Origin of the sequence: Microbacterium sp., assembly GCF_047602155.1 — a bacterium.
In the GTDB taxonomy this organism is placed as follows: domain Bacteria; phylum Actinomycetota; class Actinomycetes; order Actinomycetales; family Microbacteriaceae; genus Microbacterium.
Genome location: NZ_JASGHZ010000001.1, coordinates 1,616,950 through 1,639,449 on the forward strand (window position 1 = coordinate 1,616,950; position 22,500 = coordinate 1,639,449).

A 22,500-nucleotide genomic window follows, 5' to 3' on the forward strand; every position below is an offset into this window, starting at 1 on the left:
TCCTATCGCGGCACGCGCGGAGTGGGCGCTTCTGCGTCGCCGTCGGCCGCGTCGGTGCGCAGAACCTGCGGGTCCGCTTTGCCGGGGGCTGTCGAGTCGCCCGCTCCAGGTGTGGCCTGCCGCGCCGAGCCGGAGCTCGCAGCCGTCTTGCTGGAGATGAGCGGCTGTCCGCGGTGTGCCTCGGCTTCGGCCTCGGCTGCGTGTTCGAGCGCGAGTTGTTCCTCGCCGTAATAGCTGAGGGAGCGCCGATTCTCCGGCACGGCGTTGATGACGACCCCGAGAAGGCGGGCTCCAGCCCCTTCGACCGCCTCCATCGCCGACCGGAGATCCTGACGGCGTGTCGTGTTGTATCGGCTGACGAGGATCGTCGCGCCGATCATCCGAGAGATGGTCAGCGTATCGCTGACCGCGAGAACGGGGGCCGAGTCGATAACGACGAAGTCGTAGCGCTCGCGAGCCTCAGCCAGGAGTGCACGCATCGCCTGCGAGTTGATGAACCTCGGTCGGATTCGGCGGGCGGGTTCCGCTGGCAAGCACGTCAACGTTCCGCCCGACGATCGGTTGCACCGCCTCCTCGAGGGGCAACTGTTGCCGAAGAACCGACGTGAGGCCGACGTCAGCCGAGACGCCGAACCTCTGGGCGAGTTGAGGATGACGCAGGTCGCCGTCCATCACGAGTACGCGATGGTTCCGTTCGGCGAGCGCGAGGGCCAGGTAAGCGGAGGTCATCGTCTTTCCATCCGCCGGCAGTGCGGAGGTGACGACAGCGACCCCGAGCTGGCTGTCGAGGTGCGCGAAATCGAGGTTCGCGGCGACGCGACGGAAAGCCTCGCGCGTGCTCGCAGATCTTTCCCACTCGATCGCGGCGGGGCGGATCTTCTCACCTCGCCGCTGTGAGCGCTGGGCCGGGGCCGCGCCCAGGATGGCAACGTCGGCGATCCGCGCGATGTCTTCCTCATCGCGGATCCGGGTGTCGAAGGCGCTTTTCAGTACGGCATACGCCATGGCAAGCACCAGGCCTATCAGCGCGCCGGTCATCGCGAGCAGCGTTTTGTCGGGCGAGAAAGGCACGGTCGGGGCTGTCGCCGTCGTCACAGTCGTCAGCGCAACAGAGGGCTTCCCGTTCTCGTCCTGGGGGGCGAGGCGGTCCACGGCGTCGGCGAGCGAAGCAACGACGTCGTTGGCGATCTTTGCGGCTTGCTGGGGATCCGTGTCGGTCGCAGAGATGGTGAGGATCACCGTATTGAGCTCCACCTCCGACGTGAGCTTCGCCTGCAACGTCGCGAGGGAGATGTCGAGACCCATGTCCTCGATGACGGGGTTCAAGACGGACGGCGTCAGCGCCAGTCGCGCATAGGACTGCATGAGGTTGGCGGTGTACTCGCTTCCCTGGACAAGCTCGCTCACCGTATCGCCGCGCTGGGACGAGACGAAGGCGCTCGCCTGTGCGCGATATTGCGCTGGTTGAAGGAGCCCATACCCGTAGGCGAGCGCGCCGCCTATGAGTGTGAGCGCCACCAGAAGGTACCAACGTCGCCTGAGCGCGCCAATGTAGTCCTTGAGTTCCACAGTCTCTCCCCTGTCGGGACGATTCTACCGTCCAGTCCCCTGATCTCAGGGGCGGACCTTTCCCAGCTCAGCGCGCGAGATCCCGAACGATCGCGGCGACTCGTTCTCGGTAGCGCTCCGGGGAGTGCCGCTCCCGCGCTGCGGCCGCGCTGGTCTCTGTCGTCGTGCGAACTTCCTCCCAGTCTGCGACGAGCCGCACGAGCGCCTCTGCAATCGCCACTGAGTCGCCCGGCTCGACCAGTCGTGCTGACGCGTATCCCGCGACTGCCTCACGCAGTCCGCTTGTATCGCTTACTATCACTGGGCGTTCCGCAAGCACGGCCTCCACCGCGGTGTTGCCGAACGGCTCGTCAACACGCGACGGGACCAGGACGATGTCCGCATCGTCGATCACGGGCCAGACATCCGTCCTGAAGCCGAGAAAGTCCACGTGGTCTTCGAGACCGTAGCTCGCGACCTGCTCTCGAAGCGCAGCTTCGTACCATTCGTACCCGGTGAAGACGGAGCCAAGCAGCTGGAGGCGGCAATCGAGTCCCCCCCGGCGGACAGTGGCGAGTGCGTCGATGACGAGATCCGGACCCTTACGGGGCGACAGGCGGCCCACAAAGAGGAGACGCAACTGCTCGGGCTCGACCCGCAGGGGCGTCGTCAATGGCGGCGGCTGTACTCCGTTGAGGACGACGGAGCTCTTTCGTGCCAGTGATGGCATGGCCGACGTCATTGTCGTCAAGCTGAAGCCGCTGTTTACGACCAGCTTCTGCGAGGACAACTGTGGGAGGTAGAGCGCGCGGTTCATCCAGATGTTGGCGGAAGCCTCGGCCTCATGAACGTGCGTGACGCTGCGTACGCCGCACAGACGAGCGACAAGTGGCCACTGGGGGATAGTGATCGTGCTGACGTAGATGGCCGCCGGACGCTGGCGCCGGACGAGCCGCATTGCGGCCGCGAAACCTCGCATCGTGTCGCGCGCGAAACGTACCCAGTTGCTTGGGCGAAGCAGCGCCTTCCGCAGGACCAACATGGGAATGATCACCACTGACGCGCCTGCGCCCTGCAACTCGGTGACCAATGGACCCGTCTCGGGCACTGCGACGACGACACGTGCGGCACCTTCGACCAGTCCACGAACGCTTTCGAGGAGCATCCGGTCGGAGCCGAAAAGTTCGGCGCCAGGATGCGCCACCAGATAGGTGGGCTGCTGCGATGCGGCGCCGGAACTGCGACGGCTGGTCGCTCGCTCGTTCGTTCCTGTGGCCCGATGGCTCGTGATCGTCGCGGTGCCTTCAGCGCTCTCCTCGACCCGGCGCGCCCGGCGCCCGGCCGCATGCATCGATGCGCCCGCCGCCAGTTCTGTCGCGAGCCGTTCGTAGTCGCGGGCGACATCCTCCCAGCGGAACGACGCTTCCGCGCGTTCGCGGACCGCGGCGGCGGCGTTGCGGAGACGGTCGGCATCCTGTTCCGCCGATTCCAGGGACCGCGCGACGCCGGCGGCATCGTCGAAGAACCAGCCGGCCCCAGCTGTCGTCTCGCGGTTGAATCCGACGTCGTACGCGATCACCGCCGTACCGGCGCCCATCGCTCGCAGCAGCGACGGGTTCGTGCCGCCGACCGAGTGCCCGTGCAGGTAGGTGGAGGCGTGGAAGTAGAGGGCGTCCAGCAGCGCCTGATCGTAGATGCCGCCGAGCAGAAGGATTCGCGGATCCGCCGCCGCGATGGCGTCGATGGCGCGGGTGTAGTCGGCCGAGTATGGCGCCGAGCCCACGACGACCAGCGGGAGAGCCGTCGCACTGTCGCGGTAGCCCTGCACGATCTCCAGCACGTGATTCTCCGGCTCGAATCGGGCGACGACCAGGTGGTAGCCGCCGGGAGTGAGGCCGAGGGCACGTACCCCGTCGTCTGCGGCGGCGTCGATCAGCGGTGCCCCGTACCTGATGAGTTCAGTGGGCACGCCGAACTGTTCGTCGTAGTAGTCGGCGATGCCCGGCGCATCGGCGATGAGTGCATCGGCCCAGCGCACACCGAACTGCTCCGCCCACCGATAATAGGCCCGACCTCGCCGGCCCCACTTCGTGCGCTTCCATTCGATCCCGTCCATATGCAATGCCACAGGGATGCCGCGGGCACGCAGTATCGGCAAGAACGGGGAGTTCGCGGCGTTGAACACGAATGCCGCATCCGGTGCCTTCCGCGCCGCCGCGTGCAATACCGAGATCCCCGTATGGCTGAGTGTCTCCAGCTGCTTCTGCGGGATGGCGGGCAGATGGACGACGGACATACCGAGGTGCTCGCGGTCGCGGCTCGCGGACCCCCTTGTGTATACCGTGACGTGGTGCCCGCGCTCGACGAGTCGTCTGCCGACCTCTTCCACAGCGGTCTCGAAGCCGCCATAGGCGGCTGGAACGCCGCGAGTGCCGATCATCGCGATCGTCAGCGCACGGGTCGGCGCTGGCTGGGTATGCGAGGATGCGGGGTCGGGCGACGGATCGTGGCGCGCGCTCGGCATGAGGCTCCTTCGGAGATTGGTGTCATCTTCATAGTGGCATCCGATGACCGGGCTCTGTCGCCGCGGCGGGACGATGCCCTGAGAAATGACAGCGCACCCGCCTGTGTGGGGAGAGGGGCGGGTGCGCTGCCGGGTGGACGAATCTCGCGAGGCCGAGGGGCTCCGTACGCCGCGGGTATCGACCGCGTCGGCGAGCGGGGCGCGGCGTCTGCGCGCAAGACCGCCACGTCTTCGTCAGTAGGCGCCCTTCGGTCGCACCATCACGGCCGCCGTCCGGGCGATGATCGACAGGTCCGTCGCCACTGACCAGTTCTCCACGTAGTGCAGGTCGAGCCGGACGCTCTGCTCCCACGTCAGGTCGCTGCGACCGCTGACCTGCCACAGACCGGTGATGCCGGGCTGCACGTACAGGCGGCGGAACACGTCGCGCTCGTAGTCCGCGACCTCCGAGGGCAGCGGCGGGCGCGGCCCGACGACGCTCATCTCACCGACGAGCACGTTCCAGAACTGCGGCAGCTCGTCAAGCGAGAAGCGGCGCAGGACGGCGCCCACTCGCGTCACGCGCGGGTCGTTCTTCAGCTTGAACAGCGGCCCTGCACCCTCGTTCGCCTGCTCCAGTTCGGCGCGACGAGCCTCGGCATCCATCCCCATCGTGCGGAACTTGAGGATGTCGAACTCCCGTCCGCTGCGGCCGATGCGCCGCTGCCGGAAGAACACCTCGCCGGGGCTGTCGAGCTTGATCGCCAGCGCGATGAACGGCGTCATGAGTGCGATCGGCACGAGCGCCAGCGTCGCCACGACGATGTCGAGCGCACGCTTGGCGCGCTGCGTCGAGCGGTCGAAGCGCGGCAGGCTCACGTGCGTCAGCGCGAGACCGTGCGCGCGCTCGAACGCGATGCGCGAGCGGTCGACGTCGGCCAGGCGGGTCGCGAGGATGAGGTCGGTCGCCGCGCCCTCCAGGCTCCAACTCAGCCGGCGCAGGTAGTCGGGGTCGTCGATGCTGTCGGCGACGATCACCGTCTCGACGCCCAGCTGGCGGGCCAGATCGGCCACCTGCTGAGGCGTGCCCAGGGTGCGGAACAAGCGCCCACCGACCTCCAGGTCGGCCACCGCGGTGTCACTGAGTGCGGTACCGAGGATGTTGTGGGTCAGGCGCTCGTCCGCAAGCAGAGAGGTGATGGTCTGCTCGACCCCCGCGCGCGAGCCGACGACCAGCGTGCGCGGCGCGAGCGTGCGCTCGACGGGCCGGCGTGCCGTGAGCGCGCGGCGCAGGGCGCGCACAGAGACGAGCGCCGCCACGCCGAGCGGCAGCGTGAGCACGAGATGCGGGCGCAGCACCTCCGCGCCGCTGAGCACGGCGACGGCGGCGAGCACGGCGAACCCGATGGTCGCCGAGTGCACGATCGGCATGAGCTCGAGGCGCTCACCCGCCCCGCGGCGGTGCGCGCGGGTGCGAAGGACGACCAACGCACCCGCCCACACGGTCGCGAGAACTGCGGCGGCGACTGCGACACTGAGATCCCGGGCGCTGCCCCCCGACAGCGCCTGGGCAGTCGCGGTCGCCGCCGCGGCCATGATGATGATCGCCGCATCCAGCGTCGATTGACGCAGGCGGTGCCGACGCACCCGAGTCAGCCGTTCTTCCAGAACGGGCACGACCCGCGGTGCCTCGGCGACGCTCATCCCATCACTGAGATACAACGTCGCGGCGCTCATCGTTCGGACCAGCCTTCGCGCGAAGCGCGTGTGCTGCGTGATATGCAGCGCGGCAGCGTCAGGCCGATGGGACGCATGACTGCGCCCACGCATCCGTAAATGCGTTCCCCCATTTGTGTCCCCAGTTCCCCAGATGCAGGCAGAGCCTGCGATTCCCCACGGAGCGGATCGAAATCCGCCCTCCCCAATCAGGTCACGCCAGAGACCATCGCATCGATCCCAAATCGATGCCGTCTTGCGAACACCGCCCCCGCGGTACCCGCCCCGCACCCCTGCGGCTGACGTGCAGCTAGTATGGCACGGTTTCGGCTGTCGAGGCAAGACGGCGACGGCGGGACGGACGGGCAGACCCCGACGACCGCACTGGCGCGTCGCTGGGGGAACGCTGTGAACGTCGGTAGAATCCGTAAGTGTCCGCGCAGTTCCTCAGCTGCTTCCCCAGGCGGCATTCGGCAAGGGTCTCCCCCCAATCCGACCCCCCGAGAGAGCGTGGGCTGGGGTCCTCCCGAGTCAGACCGTCCCCCACGGCTCATCTCCGGAGGGCCCCGCTTCCAGGGTGCGGGCGAGGGTGCGCTTACGATTGACGGCATGTGTGGAATCGTCGGATACGTAGGCCCGCGCGACAGCCAGGCCATTCTGCTGTCGGGTCTGGCTCGGCTGGAGTACCGCGGCTACGACTCGGCGGGCATCGCCGTGATCGACGCCGACGGCGAGCTCGAGATGCGCAAGCGCGCCGGCAAGCTGCAGGTGCTGCGCGACGACCTGGCCGCCCATCCGATGCCCGACGGCACCACCGGCATCGGTCACACGCGCTGGGCCACCCACGGCGGCCCGACCGACGCCAACGCCCACCCGCACCTGGCCGACGACGACAAGCTCGCCGTCATCCACAACGGCATCATCGAGAACTTCGCCGAGTTGAAGGACGAGCTGCTCAGCCAGGGCTTCACCTTTCGCTCCGAGACCGACACCGAGGTCGCAGCGGTGCTGCTGGGCCGCGAGTTCGCGGCATCCGGAGACCTCGTCGAGGCCTTCCGCACGGTCGTGCAGCGCCTGGAGGGTGCGTTCACGCTGCTGGCGATGCACCGCGACCAGCCGGGGCTCGTCGTCGGCGCGCGTCGCAACTCGCCCCTCGTGATCGGCCTCGGCGAGGGCGAGAACTTCCTCGGCTCCGACGTCGCCGCCTTCGTCGAGCACACCCGCAACGCGCTCGCCATCGGGCAGGACGAGATCGTCGCCATCCGGCCGGACTCGGTGGAGGTGACGAACTTCGACGGCGACGGGGTCGAGGTCGAGCCGTTCGAGGTCGTGTGGGATGCCTCCGCCGCCGAGAAGGGCGGATGGCCGTCGTTCATGGCCAAGGAGGTCTCGGAAGAGCCCGAGGCCGTCGCCAACACGATCCGCGGGCGCGCGCGCGACGGCGCCGTCGCCATTCCCGAGCTGGACGGGCTCGACGGGCTGTTCACCGGCATCCGTCGCATCATCATCATCGCCTGCGGCACCGCCGCCTACGCCGGGATGACCGGCAAGTACGCGCTCGAGCAGTGGACGCGCATCCCGACCGACGTCGAGCTCGCGCACGAGTTCCGCTACCGCGACCCGGTGATCGGCGACGACACGCTCGTCGTGTCGATCAGCCAGTCGGGCGAGACGATGGACACCCTCATGGCCGTCAAGTACGCGCGTTCTCAAGGGGCCAAGACCCTGTCGATCTGCAACACGCAGGGCGCCACCATCCCGCGCGAGTCGGACGCCATCGTCTACACCCACGCCGGCCCCGAGGTCGCGGTCGCCTCGACGAAGGCGTTCGTCGCGCAGATCACGGCGCTGTACCTGCTCGCGTTGCACATCGGGCGCGTGCGCGGCACGCTGTCGGCGGACGCACAGGCGGCGCTGGTCGGCGAGCTCGAGGCCGTGCCGGCGAAGATCGCGTGGGTGCTCGATGCCGAGCAGGAGCACATCGAGCAGTTCTCGCGCTGGATGGCCGACACCCAGTCGGTGCTGTTCCTGGGGCGGCACGTCGGGTATCCGATCGCGCTCGAGGGCGCGCTCAAGCTCAAGGAGATCTCGTACATCCACGCCGAGGGCTTCGCCGCGGGCGAGCTCAAGCACGGCCCCATCGCGCTGATCGAGCCGGGGCAGCCGGTGTTCGTCATCGTGCCGTCGCCGCGGGAGTCGGGCGAGCTGCACAAGAAGGTCGTGTCGAACATCCAGGAGATCCGCGCCCGCGGCGCCCGGGTCATCGTGGTCGCCGAAGAGGGGGATGCCGCCGTCCTGCCCTTCGCCGACGAGGTGCTGCGCATCCCGCTGGCCGGCCCCCTGTTCGAGCCGCTGCTGGCCGTCGTGCCGCTGCACATCTTCGCGATGGGCCTTGCGACCGCCAAGGGTCTCGACGTCGACCAGCCCCGCAACCTCGCGAAGTCCGTCACCGTCGAGTAGTCGCCGCGCTCGTCGGCGCTTTGCCCTGACCGCGAGAGAACAACTGCAGGACGAGGGAACGGGCGTTGACCGTTCTCTCGTCCGCCCATTGTTCTCTCGCGGAGGGCGGTGCCGCCCAAGGCGGGTGGCGGTGGGATGCCGAGGCCTCCGGCGCGGGCCCGGCGGCGGGCGGATAGGCTGGCGCGGTGATCATCGGCATCGGCGTCGACCTCGTCGACATCCCGCGGTTCGAGCGCTCGCTCGCGCGTACGCCGCGGCTGCTGGAGCGGCTGTTCGCGCCCGGTGAGCGCGCGCTCAAGCCGCACTCGCTCGCGGCGCGCTACGCCGCCAAGGAGGCGCTGATCAAGGCCCTCGGCGGCTCGGACGGTGTGCACTGGACCGACATCGAGATCGCTTCGGAGCCCTCGGGCCGACCCGTGTTCGCCCTCAGCGGCGAGACGGCGGCGACGGTCGCGGGGCGCGGCATCCTCCGACTGCACCTGTCGCTCACCCACGACGCCGGGCTCGCCGCCGCGTACGTCGTCGCCGAGGGTCAGGAGGCGGCATCCGCAGAATCGGAGAGTGTGCCCAGAATCGGAGAATCGAGCGTGAATGCTCCGATTCTGCGACAACCATCCGATTCTGCGATGACGGATGCCGCGGGTGCGGAGGCGGCTTCATGACCCGCCTGCCCGAAGGGGTGCTGCGCGAGGCCGTCATCGACACCGCGGCGATCACGGCGAACGTGCGGCACCTGCGGCGGCTGACGGATGCCGAGGTCATCGCCGTCGTCAAGGCCGACGGCTACGGGCACGGCGCCGTGCGGTCGGCGCGCGCGGCGCTGGCCGGCGGCGCGAGCCGGCTCGGCGTCTGCGACATCGACGAGGCGCTCGCGCTGCGGCGGGCGGGCATCGACGCGCCCCTCCTCGCGTGGCTGCACGCGCCCGGGGCGCCGTTCGCCGAGGCGGCGGCGCGGGGGATCGAGCTGGGCATCTCGAGCGTGGAGCAGTTGCAGCGTGCGGCGGCCGCGGCATCCGGGGACCGTCCTGTCGCGGTGCAGCTGAAGGTCGAGACCGGGCTCGGGCGCAACGGGCTCGCGCCCGCCGACTACGCCGTCGCGTTCGCCGAGGCGGCGCGGCTGGAGCGGATCGGGTGGCTGCGCGTCGTCGGCATCTTCAGCCATCTGTCGAACACGAGCGAGGCCGACGACCTGGCCGCGGTGGCGCGGTTCCGCGACGCGCTCGGCCTCGCCGCCGCGCACGGTCTCGCGCCGCGGCAGCGGCACATCGCGGCTTCGCACGCGGCGATCGCGCTGCCGTCGGCGCGGTTCGACGGCGTCCGGCTGGGCATCTCGATCTACGGGCTGTCGCCGTTCGCCGACCGCACCTCGGCCGACCTCGGCCTGCGGCCCGCGATGATGCTGCGCGGCGCCGTCGCGGCGGTGCGGCGCGTGCCCGCCGGGCAGGGCGTGTCGTACGGCTACCAGCACCGCACCGACCGGGAGACCACCCTGGCGCTCGTGCCTCTCGGCTACGCCGACGGCGTGCCGCGTGCCGCCTCGGGGGGTGCGGCGGTGCGCATCGGCGACGGGGTGTTCCCCGTGGCGGGGCGCGTCGCCATGGACCAGTTCGTCGTCGACGTCGGCGACGCCCCCGTCGCGGTGGGGGATGAGGCCGTGCTGTTCGGCGACTCGACACTCGGGATGCCGCCGGTCGAGGCCTGGGCCGACGCCGCCGGCACCATCAACTACGAGATCGTCACCCGGATCGGTTCCCGCGTGTCCCGGCGGGAGGTCGCGCTGTGAGCGGACTCGAGGCGTTCGCGGGGGAGCGGTCGGTGGCATCCGTGGCCGAGATGGAACAACTCGGCCGAGACATCGGGGCCGTGTTGCACGCCGGGGATCTCGTCGTGCTGACCGGACCCCTCGGCGCGGGCAAGACCACGCTCACCCGCGGCATGGGCGCGGGGCTCGGCGTGCGCGGACCCATCCAGAGCCCCACCTTCGTGCTGGCCCGCACCCACCCGTCGCTCGTCGGCGGCGTCCCCCTCGTCCATGTCGACGCCTACCGCCTCGGCTCGCCCGCCGAACTCGACGACCTCGGCCTCGACGTCGACGGCTCCGTCACGATCGTCGAGTGGGGCCGCGGGATGGTCGACGGCCTCGTCGACACCTGGTGGGAGGTCGAGATCGAGCGGGGGTGGAGTGGGACCGGCGTCGACAACGCGTGCGGCACGAGCGGTCCCGCGGCGCGCGAGATGGAGGATGCCGCGCCCCGCACCGTCACCATCACCCGCCACGGCTGACGCCGGGCGCCGCCGGGCGCCGCCGCGCGGCTGACGCGTGGTTCGGTCGCGGCGTTTTGCGGGTGGGGGATGCGGGCACCCGCCCGCGCCCCCGGCACCGGCACCCGCGCGCGCCCGCGGCACCGGCCCGCGGCACCGGCCCGCGGCACCGGCCCGCGGCACCCGCACTCGCGCTGTCGAATCCTGCACGCGCTGTTGAACTTTCGATAGCGCGTGCAGGAAACGACAGCGCGAGCGGACTCGGCCGACGGAGGATGCCGCGCCCCGCACCGTCACCATCACCCGCCACGGCTGACGCCGGGCGCCGCCGCCGGGCGCCGCCGGGCGCTGCCGCGCGGCTGACGCGTGGTTCGGTCGCGGCGTTTTGCGGGTGGGGGATGCAAACACCCGCGGTTTGCCGCGACGGAACGGGTCGGCGGAGGCGGCGGCTACCCTGGAACGGTGATCCTCGGCATCGACACCTCGCTCGGCACGGCCGTCGGCGTCGTCGAACCCGATGGCGTCATCCTCGCCGAGCGCAGCAGCGCCGACCCGCGGGGCCACGCAGAGGTGATCGGCGCACTGCTGCAGTCGGTGCTCGCCGACGCGGGGCTCGGCGGCGGGCTCCGGCATCCGGGGTCGTTGACGCATGTCGCCGCGGGCATGGGGCCGGGACCGTTCACCGGACTGCGGGTGGGCATCGCGGCGGCGCGGGCGTTCGCCCTGGGACGGGGGATGCCGGTCGTCGCCGTGCCGAGCCACGACGCGGCGGCGCTGGAGATCCTGCTCGGGATGCTCCTGACCGACCCCTTCGGCGATCCGCCACGGTTCGCCGTCGTCACCGACGCCCGACGTCGTGAGGTCGCGTACTCGGTCTACGACGGGCTCGATGACGACGGGTTGCCGGTGCGGGCGGCCGGCCCCGCACTGGCCCTCCGCACCGACATCGAGGATGTCCTCGACGGCATGCTGGATCGGTCGCGAGGTGCGCGGGTGCACGAGGTGACGGCGATCTCCGGCGCGATGGTGGCCCTCGTCGCGTCCCGCGCGCTGAGCGCGGGACGCGAGCTCGCGGAGCCCGAGCCGCTCTACCTGCGCGCCCCCGACGTGACCCTGTCGGCGGGGCCGAAGCGGGTGACCCGATGACGCTGCGCACCGCCGACGCCAGGGATCTCGCGGCGATCATGGACCTCGAGCGCGCCAGCTTTCCCACCGACGCCTGGAGCGAGCCCATGATGCGCGCGGAGATCTCCTCGCCCCACGGCCGCTACGTCGTAGACGTCGAGGCCGGCCGGCTGGTGGGGTACGGCGGCGTGCGCGCCGTCTCCGGCGCACACGACGCCGACATCCAGACGATCGCGATCGCCGCCGACGCGCGCGGCCGCGGCCGCGGCCGCGCGCTGCTGGCCGCGCTGCTGCGGACGGCCCGCGAGCGGGGTGCGCGGGAGGTCTTCCTGGAGGTGCGGGCCGACAATCCCACGGCATCCGCCCTCTACGCCTCCGAAGGCTTCACCGAGATCGGCCGCCGCCCCCGGTACTACCAGCCCGACGACGTCGACGCGGTCGTCATGAAGCTCGACCTGGCGGGGTGGGCGGCCGCGCGTGACGCCGCACCGGCCGCGATCGATGCGGGGGCGTGCTCATGATCGTGTGCCGAATGCAGGGCCAATCGACCCGAACCCGCCGTTCTGCCCCCGAAAGCACCGTTTCGCCCTGCGTTTGGCACGCGAATCGGCCGGCACCTGCCCGCCGCGCCCGCCACGCCCGAGCGGAGGCCGCCGGATGAACCGCGACGAGCCGCTCGTGCTGGGCATCGAGACGAGCTGTGACGAGACGGGCATCGGCATCGTGCGCGGGCGCACACTGCTTTCCAACACGATCGCGAGCTCCATGGACGAGCACGCCCGCTACGGCGGCGTCGTGCCCGAGGTCGCGGCCCGCGCGCACCTCGAGGCGCTGCAACCGGCGATCGAGGCCGCGGTCGCGGAGGCCGGCATCCGGCTCGAAGACCTGGATGCCGTCGCCGTCACCAGCGGGCCGGGCCTGGCCGGGGCGCTCATGGTCGGCGTCGGCGCCGCGAAGGCGCTCGCCGTGAGCCTCGACAAGCCGCTGTACGCCGTCAACCACCTCGTCGGCCACATCGCCGCCGACGTGCTGACCGGCGAGCGGGTGGAGTACCCGACCGTCGCACTGCTGGTCTCGGGCGGCCACACGTCGCTGCTGCTCGTGCGCGACCTCGTGGACGACGTCGAGCTACTCGGCGAGACGATGGACGACGCCGCCGGCGAGGCCTTCGACAAGGTCGCCCGCATCCTCGGTCTGCCCTATCCCGGCGGCCCCGAGATCGACCGCGCCGCGGCGGCGGGCGACCCGGATGCGGTCCGGTTCCCGCGCGGGCTGTCGCGCGCGTCGGATCTGGCCGAGCACCGCTACGACTTCTCGTTCTCGGGCCTGAAGACGGCCGTCGCGCGGTGGGTCGAGCAGGCTCCCGAGGTGAGCGTCCCCGACGTCGCGGCCTCGTTCCGCGAGGCCGTCGTCGACGTGCTCGTCGCCAAGGCCCTCGACGCCTGCGCGCGCCACGACGTGCCGCGCCTGCTGCTGGGCGGCGGCGTGATCGCCAACCGGCGCCTGCGCGAGGTCGCCCTCGAGCGTGCCGCCGCGGCGGGCGTGGCGGTGCGCATTCCGCCGCTGAGCCTGTGCACCGACAATGGAGCCATGATCGCCGCCCTCGCCGCCGAGCTCATCATGAACGGCCGCGGCCCTTCGACGCTCGACTTCGGCGCCGATTCGACGCTGCCGGTGACCGAGATCCAGGTGGCGCGATGAGCGACGAGCGGATGCCGGGAACCCGCGGCGCCGCCGGTGACCCGGCCGTCGTGCCGGGCGATGCCGCAGGGATGCCGGGAGATGCGACGGTGGTGCTCGGCGACGTCGCCGCGCTGCCGGTCGCCCCGCGCCTGGAGGCGCCGACCGACGACGTCGAGCCCGCTCCGACGGCGGCGCTGCCGGGGGAGCACCGCGGCGGATTCCAGCGCGAGCTGACCGGCCCCGTGCCCATCGCGGCCTCGATCCACACCGAGGTCGGGCCCACCGCGCCCGTGCCCGCGGCGCTGCCGCACAGCGCGGGGTGGGCGCTGACCTTCGCCATCCTGGGACTGATCGTGTCGCTGCTGGTCGGGTGGGGATTTCTCATCGGGCTGCTCGGCCTCGGCCTCGCGATCGCCGCGCTGCGGCGCCCGTGGGAGGCGCGCGGCGTCGCGATCTGGGCGCTGTGCCTGAGCCTCGTGTCGATCGTCTACAGCGCCGGCTGGCTGTGGTGGGCCTCGACGCAGGGGCCGCTGTTCGGTTGAGCCGGTCAGACGCGGTCGGCGAGCAGCGCGACGCGCTTGTCGTCGATGCGGGTCAGCAGCAGCGTCGCCGACTCGGGGCCGTGCAGCTTGAGCTTCGTCCGCAGCGCCGCCGGGTCGACATCGACGCCGCGCTTCTTGATCTCCAGCGTGCCGATTCCCCGCTCGCGCAGCGCCCGGGCCAGCGCCTTGACGTCGAACGGCAGCCGCTCGCGCACCCGGAACGACTGGACGAACGGGTTCGTGAGGGCCGCATCCGAGGTGAGGTAGGCGATGCCGGGAGCGAGCATCCCCGCGTCGAGCCCGCGCGCGACCTCGCCGATCAGCCGCGCGCGGATGACGGCGCCCTCGGGCTCGTGCACGAACGCGCCGAGCGCGCGCACCGGGACATCGGGCGCGTCGCCGGATGCCGTCACCTCCGCCGCCGCCTCGCCCCGCACGACGAGCGCGGCACGACGGATGCCGGCTCGCGCGAGCGCGCCCGTCCACAGCACGAGTTCGATCGTGGAGCCGTCGACGGTGATCCACTGCGCCTCGGCATCGGCCGGGATCAGCGCGCGGTCGAACGCGGGGCCGAGCTTGATGCCCGCCGGCATCCGGCTCGAGAGGTCGAACACCCACTCCAGCGGCGGCGACCAGTCGCCGGCGCCGACGCGCGTGGTCTCGGTGTGTCCGGCCGTGCGGCGTGCGGGGTCGAGCCACACGGCGTCGACGCCCGCGAGGTCGACGTCCTCGGCGCGGGCGTGGCGGACGGTCGCCGTATCGGCGAACGGGGCGAGGTTGTAGGCGGCGAGGGCGGCCGTGGTCTCGTCGGCGTCGACGGCGAGCACCTCGAGGCCGAGGCCGGCGAGGGCCAGCGCGTCGCCGCCGATGCCGCAGCCGAGGTCGGCGATGCGGGTGAGCCCGGCGTCGCGGAAGCGCCCGGCGTGCCGCGCCCCGATGCTCAGGCGCGTCGCCTGTTCGAGGCCGGCGCGCGTGAACAGCATCCGGTCGGCGAAGGCGCCGAACTTCGCGCGGGCGCGCGTGCGCAGCCGGGCCTGACCGACCGCCGCCGAGACGAGGTCGGGGCTCAGGCCCGCGGCGCGCAGCCGCGACACCGCCGCCGCGACCTCGGCCGTGGAGTCGACGGCGCCGAGCTCGTCCACCAGCCGCAGCCCCTCGGGGGTCAGCAGGGCGGTGAGCTCGGCGGGTTCCATTCCTTCAGCCTACGGGCGGGTGCGCCGGGAATTGGCACTCGCGTTGCACGAGTGCCAGCCGCGCCCTAGACTTGCGTTAGCACTCGGCACATGCGGGTGCTAATCAGTCTTGAAGCACAACGCCCAGCAAGCAAAGCAAGAAAGAGGTAGACCGTGTCGGTTTCCATCAAGCCGCTCGAGGACCGCATCGTCATCAAGCAGGTCGAGGCTGAGCAGGTCACGTCCAGTGGCCTCGTCATCCCCGACACCGCCAAGGAGAAGCCCCAGGAGGGCGAAGTCGTCGCCGTCGGCCCCGGCCGCATCGACGACAACGGCAACCGTGTTCCGCTCGACGTCGCCGTCGGCGACCGCGTCATCTACAGCAAGTACGGCGGCACCGAGGTGAAGTTCGGCGGCGACGAGTTCCTCGTCCTGTCGGCTCGCGACGTGCTGGCGGTCGTCGTCCGCTGACGCCCATCGCACCGAAGACCCCCGGGGAATGCCAACTGGCCCCCGGGGGTCTTCTGCGTTGCCCGGTGCTCCGGCCCCCGCGTGCCAAACGCAGGGCGAACCGGCACCTGGAACGTTCCAGTCGCCTGAAAACGCCGATTGACCCTGTCATTGGCACGCCGTGGCAGAAGAACCACGCCGATCGGCAGGATGCCGCCCCCGCCGTGAACGCCGGCGCGTCACGACCGAACTAGGCTTTCTCTCATGACACCCGACGAGACCGCGCGCGAAGAGCGGCTCGGCGGGGTCTACGCCTTCGCCGCGTATTTCCTGTGGGGCTTCATGCCCCTGTACTTCCTGCTGCTGACGCCGATCGGGCCGTGGGAGATCGTCGTCTGGCGCATCCTCTTCTCGCTCGTCTTCTGCGCGATCCTGCTGACGGTGACGCGCACGTGGGGCAAGCTGTTCGCGATCCTGCGCGACCGCCGGCTGGTGTTCTGGACGATCGTCGCGGGCCTGCTGATCTACGTGAACTGGCAGGTGTTCCTCATCGGCATCCTGACCGGGCACGTCATCGAAGGCAGCCTCGGGTACTTCATCAACCCGATCGTCACGGTGCTGCTCGGCGTGCTCGTGCTCGGCGAGCGGTTGCGCACGGCGCAGTGGGTCGCCATCGGCTTCGCCGCTCTCGCGGTGCTCGTCATCATCGTCGCCTACGGCTCGTTCCCCTGGATCGCCCTCACCCTCGCCGCCAGCTTCGGCACCTACGGCCTGGTCAAAAAGCAGATCGGACCGCAGGTCGACGCCATCAGCGGCCTCACGCTCGAGTCGCTGTGGCTGACCCCGATCGCGGTCGTCCAGCTCATCGTCGTCGCGAACACGACCGGTCTCGTCTTCGGCACGCAGGATGCCGGCCACACCGCGCTCGTGACCCTCGCCGGCGTCGTCACCGCGATCCCGCTGCTGCTGTTCGCGGCCGGGGCCCGCCGGGCGCAGCTCGTCGTGATCGGCCTGCTGCAGTTCGTCGCCCCGATCATGCAGTTCATCACCGGCGCCTGGCTGCTGCACGAGCCGATGCCGCTGGAGCGCTGGATCGGGTTCGGCCTGGTCTGGGTGGCGTTGACGGTGCTGACCGTCGACTCGGTGCGCGCGGCGCGCCGCGCGCGGTCGGCATCCGGAGACGTGGCCGAACTGATCTGAGCCCGCTCCGTAAGAATCCCTGTTAGATAACGATTCGGTCGCGTTACACGACGTTAACCAATCGCAACACTCCCGGGCTCGCCGGACGGTTAGGTTTGACGCACTGGGGGAGGCTCCCGAGCCCGCCCCGTGTCCATCCATAGCAAGGAGCAACATGAGCGTCTTCACACGTGGCTCTGGTTCCGCCGTTCGCGCTCGGTCGGTCCTGGCCGGCTTCGCGATCGTCGGAGCGGGAGTTTTCGCCCTCTCGGGCTGTTCGAGCAGCACCACGCCGGCGGCGTCGGAGTCGGCGACCAGCGGCGCCACCGAGGAACACGTCGATCCTGCGGCCAACTGCGAGCCCGGCACCCCGAGCACCGGTGCCCTGCAGATCGCGACGATCCTCCCGCAGACCGGCAACCTCGCCTACCTGAACCCTCCGGCTGAGGCGGGCTCCGGTCTCGCGATCGCAGACATCAACGCGGCCGGCGGCGTGCTCGACCAGCCCGTCGTCGTCGACCCGGTCACCGACTCGGGCGGCGCTGCGGACATGTCCGTTTCGACGGCGTCGGCCAACGAGATCGTCTCCTCCGACGCGCAGGTCGTTCTCGGCGCCGAGTCGTCGGGTGTGACCTTGAACTTCATCGACACCGTGATGGAGGCCTGCCGCGTGCAGATCTCGCCGGCGAACACCGCCGACACGCTGTCGGGATACTCGAGCTACTTCTTCCGCACCGCTCCGCCGGACCGCGTGCAGGGTCCCGCGCTCGGAAACGTCGTGCTCGGCGACGGCAACTCGAAGGTCGCCTTCCTCGTGTTCAACGACCCGTACGGCACGGGCCTGCGCGACCAGGTCGAGCAGACGATCGTCGACGGCGGCGGTGAGATCACCTACGGCGCATCGGGTGACGGAACGGAGTTCCCCCCCGGTCAGGAGACCTTCTCGTCCGAAGTGACGGCGGCCATCGACTCGGGCCCCGACGCGATCGTCGTGCTGGCGTTCGACGAGACGAAGAAGATCATCCCCGAGCTGCAGGCGCAGGGCTGGGACATGACGAAGCTCTACTTCTCGGACGGCAACACGGCCAGCTACGCCGACACGTTCGAGCCCGGTACCCTTGAGGGCGCGCAGGGAACGATCCCCGGCTACTATCCCGACGAGGCGCTCCGCACGCGTCTGAACGATTTCTACAAGTCCACGGCGGGCGCCGACCTGACCGACTTCTCCTACTCGCTCGAGTCGTACGACGCGATCACGCTGGCCGCACTCGCGGCGCAGAAGGGCGGCGGCACGGACGCGGCGACGATCCAGGCCAACCTGGCCGCGGTATCGGGCGCCGACGGCGGCGAGGAGTGTGAGGACTTCGCCTCGTGCAAGGCGCTGCTGGACGAAGGCAAGGACATCGCTTACAAGGCGAAGTCGGCGATCGGCCCGTTCAACGAGCAGAACGACCCGTCGTCCGCCCAGATCAGCGTCTACAAGTACGACAGCAACAACGTCCCGGTGTGGTTCAGCTCTGTCGAGATGGACGTCACCGTCTCGGAGTAGCCGACGATGACAAGAAGGGGGCGGATGCCGTACAGCATCCGCCCCCTTCTTCGTGCAGGAGAGAGATCAGCCGGCATCCTCGGCGAGAGTGCCCAGGTAGAGCTGGATGACCTTGGGGTCCTTCGCGAGTTCGCGGCCCCGGCCCTCGTAGGCGTTCTTGCCCTGGTCGAGCACGTAGCCGCGGTCGCAGATCTGCAGGCAGCGGCGGGCGTTCTGCTCGACCATGATGATCGTCACGCCGGTCTTGTTGATCTCGCGCGTGCGGATGAACGTCTCGTCCTGGCGCACGGGAGAAAGCCCCGCACTGGGCTCGTCGAGCAGCAGCACCTTGGGGTCCATCATGAGCGCCCGCGCCATCGCGACCGACTGGCGTTCGCCGCCCGAGAGCGATCCGGCTCGCTGCTTGCGGCGATCGGCGAGCACGGGGAAGAGCTCCCAGATCTGCTCGAGTCGCGACAGGAAGTCCTTCGGGCGCAGGAACATCCCCATCTGCAGGTTCTCTTCGATCGAGAGGCTCGGGAAGACGTTGTTGGTCTGCGGGACGAACCCGACGCCCGTGCGCACGAGCCTGTCGGCACGCTGATTGGTGATGTCCTCGCCGCCGAGGGTGACTGTGCCCGAGCGAATCTGAACGAGGCCGAACAGCGCCTTGAGCAGAGTCGACTTGCCGGCTCCGTTCGGCCCGATGATGCCGATCAGCTCGCCCGGATACGCCACGAGCGTGCAGCCGTTGAGGATGTTGACGCCCGGCAGATAGCCGGCGACGAGGTTGTCGGCGTGGACGAGCGGCTCGGCCGGGGTCGCATCACTTGTCATCGTCGTCTCCCTCCGTGGCGATCTCCGTCGCGATCTCGGCTTCGATCGTGGCGACGAGGCCGGTGTTGACGGCATCGTCGTCGCCGAGATCCGTGTCGTGATGGGCACCGAGGTAGGCGTCGACGACGGACTGGTCGCTCATGACCGTCTGCGGCAGCCCTTCGGCGATGACGCTGCCCTGCGCCATCACGACGACCCAGTCGGAGATGTGGCGCACCATATGCATGTCGTGCTCGACGAACAGCACGGTCGTCCCGTCGTCGCGGAGCGCGATGATGTGGTCGAGGAGCGACTGCGTGAGCGCCGGGTTGACGCCTGCCATCGGCTCGTCGAGCATGATCATCTTCGGATCGCTCATGAGGGCGCGCGCCATCTCCAGCAGCTTGCGTTGGCCGCCCGACAGCTCACCGGCGAGATCATTTCGCTTCTCGTACAGCTTGAAGCGCTGGAGCAGGCTCAGTGCCTTCTCGGTGACGGCCTTCTCGCGCGCCGCCCACAGCGGCTTCACGAGCCCCACGAACAGGTTCTCGCCCGGTTGCGATGCCCCGCCGATCATCATGTTCTCGAGCACCGTGAGGCGTGTGAGTGACTTCGTCAGCTGGAAGGTGCGCACCATCCCCGCCCGCGCGACCTTGGATGCTGCGGTCGACCCCATCGGCGATCCGTCGAATACCCAGCGGGCGACATCGTCGCGCCCGCGGGTGAGCAGGGTCGGCGCCGAGGAGGGCTTGTCGAAACCGGTGATGAGGTTGAAGAATGTCGTCTTTCCGGCGCCATTGGGTCCGATCAGCGCCGTGATCGCACCACGCTGCACCTCGAGGTGGTCGACCTGCACGGCGGTGAGACCGCCGAAGCGGCGCACGATGTTGTCGACGACGAGGAGGGGGTCGGGCTTGGCCGATCCGGGGGCTCTTTCGACCGTGTCGAGCACCGCGCGCAGCTCCGCGCGGTCGTAGAGATACCCGCTCTGGTTCGCGAGCGGCGAGGCGCTCTTCGTGTCAGACATTGAAGGACAGCTCCTTCTTGTTGCCGAGGATGCCCTGGGGTCGGAAGATCACGATCAGCATCAGTGCGACTCCGACGAGAACCCAGGCGAACTGCTCGGTCTGCTGGGTGTTGAGAATCCAGCTGGGCACGAACTCCCCGGTCACCTGAACGATGAGCAGGCGCGCCACGAGGAAGATCACCGAGCCCAGCACCGGCCCGAACACCGTCGCGGCGCCGCCGAGGAGGAGGATCGTCCACACCCAGAACGTCGTCGGTCGACCGAGGCCGTCGGGTTGCACCGAGGCGGGCATGGTCATGACGATGCCGCCGAGGCCGCCGAAGATGCCTCCGATGACGAGCGCCTGCATCTTGAACGAGAAGGCCGACTTGCCGAGGCTGCGCACGGCATCCTCGTCCTCACGGATGCCTTTGAGCACACGTCCCCACGGGCTGCGCATGGCGAGCCAGACGAACAGGCATCCGAGCGCGACGAGCGACCACGCCACCAGACGTGTCCACCAGTCGTTGACACCCGTGTTCTCGTAGGTGAACCACAGGATGGTCGTCTTGCCCGGGGGCAGGAACGACAGGCCGCCGAACACGCCGCGATACTGGCCCCCCGGAATGCCGTTGGCGCCGCCGGTGATGTCGGTGAGCAGGCTCGACCGGCCCACCATTCGCACGATCTCGGCGGCGCTGATCGTCACGATCGCCAGGTAGTCGCCGCGCAGACGCAGCGTCGGGATGCCGAGGACCAGCGCGAACAGCGTGCACGCGAACATCGAGATGAGCAGGGAGGTCCAAAAGCCCACGCCGTTCATCGCGGGGATCGCGAAGCCGTAGGCGCCGATCAGCATGAAGCCTGCCTGCCCCATGTTGACGAGCCCGGTGAATCCGAAGTGGACGTTCAGGCCGATCGCCGCCAGCGCGAAGGCCGCCGTCGTCGGCGAGATCGCGGTCTCGGTGAGGAGCTTGAGCAGTTGACCCCAGAAGTCCATGAGGTTCCCCCTATCCGACTCGTTCGCGTCTGCCGAAGATGCCCTGCGGGCGCACCAGCAGAATCAGGATCAGCGCGAGCAGCGCGGTGGCGTATTTGAAGTCGCCGGGCAGCCAGATGTTGGTCAACTCCACGACGAGTCCGATGATCATCGATCCGGCCAGGGCTCCGAACGCCGTGCCCAGGCCGCCCAGGGTGACGGCGGCGAAGATCAGCAGCAGCAACTGACCGCCGGTGAACCAGCTGATGCCGTTGAGGACGAGGCCCAGGAGCACCCCCGCAAGACCGGCGAGACCCGCCGAGACCGTCCACACGAGGCGGATGACCCGGTCGACGTCGATGCCCGACGCCGAGGCCAGCGCGGCATTGTCGGAGATCGCCCGCGTCGCCCGCCCGACGCGCGTGTAGAGCAGCGCAAGCCCGACCCCGATGAGCACGAGGATCGCGATTCCCATCGCCACGTAGGACTGCACGGTGAGGCGGATGCCGAGGATGATGATGCTCTGCGGCGAACTCGTGTCGATGCGGACGGTGCTGGCGCCGTAGATCATCTGGAAGAGGTAGGCCATCGCGACCGAAAGGCCGATAGACACGATCATCATCTGCGTGAGACTCAGGCGCCGCCGGCGCAGCGGTTTCCAGATGACGGCGTCTTGCAGCCAGCCCGTCGCGGCACACAGCAGCACCGAGATGAGGCCGGCGAGCCAGAGGTTGAGGCCCAGCACGTTCGCGAAGGTGAAGGCGAGCAGGCCGCCGAGCGTGACCTGCTCGCCCTGCGCGAAGTTCGAGAGCCCCGTGGTGCCGAACACGAGCGACAGGCCGATGGAGGCGAGGGCGAGCAGCAGGCCGAGCCGGATGCCCGAGACGAACTGCTGCCAGAACCTCGACCACGAGAACGACGATTCCGAAGCGGTCTCCCCGCCCTCGCTGCTGCTCAGCCGGAACGCCTGCGACACGTTGTTGTGCGGCCCGGCGCTGACGGTGCGGCTGGTCTCGCCGATGAGGAACTGGCCTTCGGGCAGCGTGTCGGTGTCGAGGGAGAGCTCGTAGCTGCCCGCCTCGGTCACCGTGAACACCCACCGGCCGGTCTCGTCGGTCAGCGTCGACTGCTCATCGCCGTCCGGCGACGTGAGTGTGACCTCGACCTTGACCGCGGGCTCGCCGTCGCTCGTGCGGATCGTGCCCTGGATGCACCCCGTCGTGTCGTCGGGCGTGCAGGTCGTCGCGGCGAGCGCGGGAACGGGAACGAGCACCATGAGCAGGCTGAGGAAGGCGAGCAGTATCGCACTTGCCCAGATTCGAGAGCGATGGACGCCCGTGGGAGCGGTGATCGTCACTGCGACTACCCTTCGAGGTCAGACGTCATTGGCCAGGACACTATGCGTCTATTGTGTCGCATGTGTTTCGTAACGGCGTCTTTCGATTCTCATCGAGTGTCGGGCCCGATCCCGGGGAGTCGAGGGGGGTGGCATCCGGAACATCTTTCCCGCCTCGCCGCTTAGAATTGATCG

Annotated in this window: 19 protein-coding genes and 2 pseudogenes; 11 read left to right on the plus strand and 10 right to left on the minus strand. The window is 69.7% G+C overall.

Annotated features, from left to right (window positions below):
* Positions 1–2 precede the first annotated feature (2 nt).
* From QM720_RS07425 to QM720_RS07445, 5 genes and pseudogenes are all read right to left on the minus strand, one after another.
* The gene (locus tag QM720_RS07425; RefSeq protein ID WP_415125488.1) at positions 3–479 is read right to left on the minus strand and encodes a hypothetical protein; all 477 of its coding nucleotides are present in this window, start codon (positions 477–479) and stop codon (positions 3–5) included.
* Entirely contained in the window at positions 460–1,569 is a 1,110-nt protein-coding gene (locus QM720_RS07430) for a YveK family protein (protein WP_415125489.1), read from the minus strand. Before QM720_RS07430 ends, QM720_RS07425 begins: the two co-directional genes overlap by 20 nt.
* Positions 1,570–1,636: 67 nt before the next feature.
* Positions 1,637–2,713, minus strand: coding sequence for a glycosyltransferase family 4 protein (locus QM720_RS07435; protein WP_415127839.1), 1,077 nt, complete (start codon positions 2,711–2,713; stop codon positions 1,637–1,639).
* A 153-nt stretch (positions 2,714–2,866) separates the two neighbouring features.
* A pseudogene (locus QM720_RS07440) lies at positions 2,867–3,988 on the minus strand (glycosyltransferase); the annotation flags it as partial.
* 318 nt (positions 3,989–4,306) lie between these two features.
* Positions 4,307–5,788 carry a sugar transferase gene (locus QM720_RS07445; protein ID WP_415125490.1) on the minus strand — a complete coding sequence of 494 codons (1,482 nt, stop codon included), beginning with the start codon at positions 5,786–5,788 and terminating at the stop codon, positions 4,307–4,309.
* 588 nt (positions 5,789–6,376) lie between these two features.
* Between QM720_RS07445 and glmS the strand changes: the two genes are divergently transcribed.
* From glmS to QM720_RS07485, 8 genes and pseudogenes are all read left to right on the plus strand, one after another.
* Positions 6,377–8,227: a glutamine--fructose-6-phosphate transaminase (isomerizing) gene (glmS, locus tag QM720_RS07450; RefSeq protein WP_415125491.1), complete on the plus strand. Its 1,851-nt coding sequence runs from the start codon at positions 6,377–6,379 to the stop codon at positions 8,225–8,227.
* A gap of 185 nt (positions 8,228–8,412) precedes the next feature.
* A pseudogene (locus tag QM720_RS07455) lies at positions 8,413–8,760 on the plus strand (holo-ACP synthase); the annotation flags it as partial.
* A gap of 125 nt (positions 8,761–8,885) precedes the next feature.
* Positions 8,886–10,010, plus strand: a complete 1,125-nt coding sequence (gene alr, locus QM720_RS07460; RefSeq protein ID WP_415125492.1) for an alanine racemase — start codon at positions 8,886–8,888, stop codon at positions 10,008–10,010.
* The gene (tsaE, locus tag QM720_RS07465) at positions 10,007–10,510 is read left to right on the plus strand and encodes a tRNA (adenosine(37)-N6)-threonylcarbamoyltransferase complex ATPase subunit type 1 TsaE (protein ID WP_415125493.1); all 504 of its coding nucleotides are present in this window, start codon (positions 10,007–10,009) and stop codon (positions 10,508–10,510) included. The genes alr and tsaE overlap by 4 nt, the downstream gene beginning before the upstream one ends.
* A 441-nt stretch (positions 10,511–10,951) precedes the next feature.
* On the plus strand, positions 10,952–11,635 hold the full coding sequence (gene tsaB / locus QM720_RS07470; RefSeq protein ID WP_415125494.1) for a tRNA (adenosine(37)-N6)-threonylcarbamoyltransferase complex dimerization subunit type 1 TsaB: 684 nt from the start codon (positions 10,952–10,954) through the stop codon (positions 11,633–11,635).
* The gene (gene rimI, locus QM720_RS07475; protein WP_415125495.1) at positions 11,632–12,135 is read left to right on the plus strand and encodes a ribosomal protein S18-alanine N-acetyltransferase; all 504 of its coding nucleotides are present in this window, start codon (positions 11,632–11,634) and stop codon (positions 12,133–12,135) included. Before tsaB ends, rimI begins: the two co-directional genes overlap by 4 nt.
* A 136-nt stretch (positions 12,136–12,271) precedes the next feature.
* Entirely contained in the window at positions 12,272–13,315 is a 1,044-nt protein-coding gene (tsaD, locus tag QM720_RS07480) for a tRNA (adenosine(37)-N6)-threonylcarbamoyltransferase complex transferase subunit TsaD (RefSeq protein WP_415125496.1), read from the plus strand.
* Positions 13,312–13,839, plus strand: a complete 528-nt coding sequence (locus QM720_RS07485; protein ID WP_415125497.1) for a hypothetical protein — start codon at positions 13,312–13,314, stop codon at positions 13,837–13,839. Before tsaD ends, QM720_RS07485 begins: the two co-directional genes overlap by 4 nt.
* 5 nt (positions 13,840–13,844) lie before the next feature.
* On the opposite strand, the gene QM720_RS07490 is transcribed toward QM720_RS07485, so the two are convergent.
* Entirely contained in the window at positions 13,845–15,032 is a 1,188-nt protein-coding gene (locus QM720_RS07490; RefSeq protein ID WP_415125498.1) for a THUMP-like domain-containing protein, read from the minus strand.
* Between the two features lie 153 nt (positions 15,033–15,185).
* Between QM720_RS07490 and groES the strand changes: the two genes are divergently transcribed.
* From groES to QM720_RS07505, 3 genes are all read left to right on the plus strand, one after another.
* Positions 15,186–15,482: a co-chaperone GroES gene (groES, locus tag QM720_RS07495; RefSeq protein ID WP_005050391.1), complete on the plus strand. Its 297-nt coding sequence runs from the start codon at positions 15,186–15,188 to the stop codon at positions 15,480–15,482.
* A 243-nt stretch (positions 15,483–15,725) separates the two neighbouring features.
* On the plus strand, positions 15,726–16,661 hold the full coding sequence (gene rarD / locus QM720_RS07500) for an EamA family transporter RarD (protein ID WP_415125499.1): 936 nt from the start codon (positions 15,726–15,728) through the stop codon (positions 16,659–16,661).
* Positions 16,662–16,815: 154 nt separating this feature from the next.
* Entirely contained in the window at positions 16,816–18,189 is a 1,374-nt protein-coding gene (locus QM720_RS07505; RefSeq protein WP_415125500.1) for an ABC transporter substrate-binding protein, read from the plus strand.
* Between the two features lie 66 nt (positions 18,190–18,255).
* On the opposite strand, the gene QM720_RS07510 is transcribed toward QM720_RS07505, so the two are convergent.
* Genes QM720_RS07510 through QM720_RS07525 form a run of 4 tightly spaced genes read right to left on the minus strand, consistent with a single transcriptional unit; the run spans position 18,256 to position 22,326 of the window.
* The gene (locus tag QM720_RS07510; RefSeq protein ID WP_415125501.1) at positions 18,256–19,005 is read right to left on the minus strand and encodes an ABC transporter ATP-binding protein; all 750 of its coding nucleotides are present in this window, start codon (positions 19,003–19,005) and stop codon (positions 18,256–18,258) included.
* Positions 18,995–20,011 carry an ABC transporter ATP-binding protein gene (locus QM720_RS07515; RefSeq protein ID WP_415125502.1) on the minus strand — a complete coding sequence of 339 codons (1,017 nt, stop codon included), beginning with the start codon at positions 20,009–20,011 and terminating at the stop codon, positions 18,995–18,997. Before QM720_RS07515 ends, QM720_RS07510 begins: the two co-directional genes overlap by 11 nt.
* Complete coding sequence (locus QM720_RS07520) at positions 20,004–20,990, minus strand: branched-chain amino acid ABC transporter permease (RefSeq protein ID WP_415125503.1); 987 nt, start codon at positions 20,988–20,990, stop codon at positions 20,004–20,006. Before QM720_RS07520 ends, QM720_RS07515 begins: the two co-directional genes overlap by 8 nt.
* A 10-nt stretch (positions 20,991–21,000) precedes the next feature.
* The gene (locus QM720_RS07525; protein ID WP_415125504.1) at positions 21,001–22,326 is read right to left on the minus strand and encodes a branched-chain amino acid ABC transporter permease; all 1,326 of its coding nucleotides are present in this window, start codon (positions 22,324–22,326) and stop codon (positions 21,001–21,003) included.
* Positions 22,327–22,500 lie beyond the last annotated feature (174 nt).

Coding starts and splice junctions, on each gene's coding strand:
- QM720_RS07425 (WP_415125488.1), bottom strand. CDS start 479: ATGCGTGCACTCCTGGCTGAGGCTCGCGAGCGCTACGACTTCGTCGTT.
- QM720_RS07435 (WP_415127839.1), bottom strand. CDS start 2,713: ATGCTCCTCGAAAGCGTTCGTGGACTGGTCGAAGGTGCCGCACGTGTC.
- QM720_RS07445 (WP_415125490.1), bottom strand. CDS start 5,788: ATGAGCGCCGCGACGTTGTATCTCAGTGATGGGATGAGCGTCGCCGAG.
- glmS (WP_415125491.1), top strand. CDS start 6,377: ATGTGTGGAATCGTCGGATACGTAGGCCCGCGCGACAGCCAGGCCATT.
- alr (WP_415125492.1), top strand. CDS start 8,886: ATGACCCGCCTGCCCGAAGGGGTGCTGCGCGAGGCCGTCATCGACACC.
- rimI (WP_415125495.1), top strand. CDS start 11,632: ATGACGCTGCGCACCGCCGACGCCAGGGATCTCGCGGCGATCATGGAC.
- tsaD (WP_415125496.1), top strand. CDS start 12,272: ATGAACCGCGACGAGCCGCTCGTGCTGGGCATCGAGACGAGCTGTGAC.
- QM720_RS07485 (WP_415125497.1), top strand. CDS start 13,312: ATGAGCGACGAGCGGATGCCGGGAACCCGCGGCGCCGCCGGTGACCCG.
- QM720_RS07490 (WP_415125498.1), bottom strand. CDS start 15,032: ATGGAACCCGCCGAGCTCACCGCCCTGCTGACCCCCGAGGGGCTGCGG.
- rarD (WP_415125499.1), top strand. CDS start 15,726: ATGACACCCGACGAGACCGCGCGCGAAGAGCGGCTCGGCGGGGTCTAC.
- QM720_RS07505 (WP_415125500.1), top strand. CDS start 16,816: ATGAGCGTCTTCACACGTGGCTCTGGTTCCGCCGTTCGCGCTCGGTCG.
- QM720_RS07510 (WP_415125501.1), bottom strand. CDS start 19,005: ATGACAAGTGATGCGACCCCGGCCGAGCCGCTCGTCCACGCCGACAAC.
- QM720_RS07515 (WP_415125502.1), bottom strand. CDS start 20,011: ATGTCTGACACGAAGAGCGCCTCGCCGCTCGCGAACCAGAGCGGGTAT.
- QM720_RS07520 (WP_415125503.1), bottom strand. CDS start 20,990: ATGGACTTCTGGGGTCAACTGCTCAAGCTCCTCACCGAGACCGCGATC.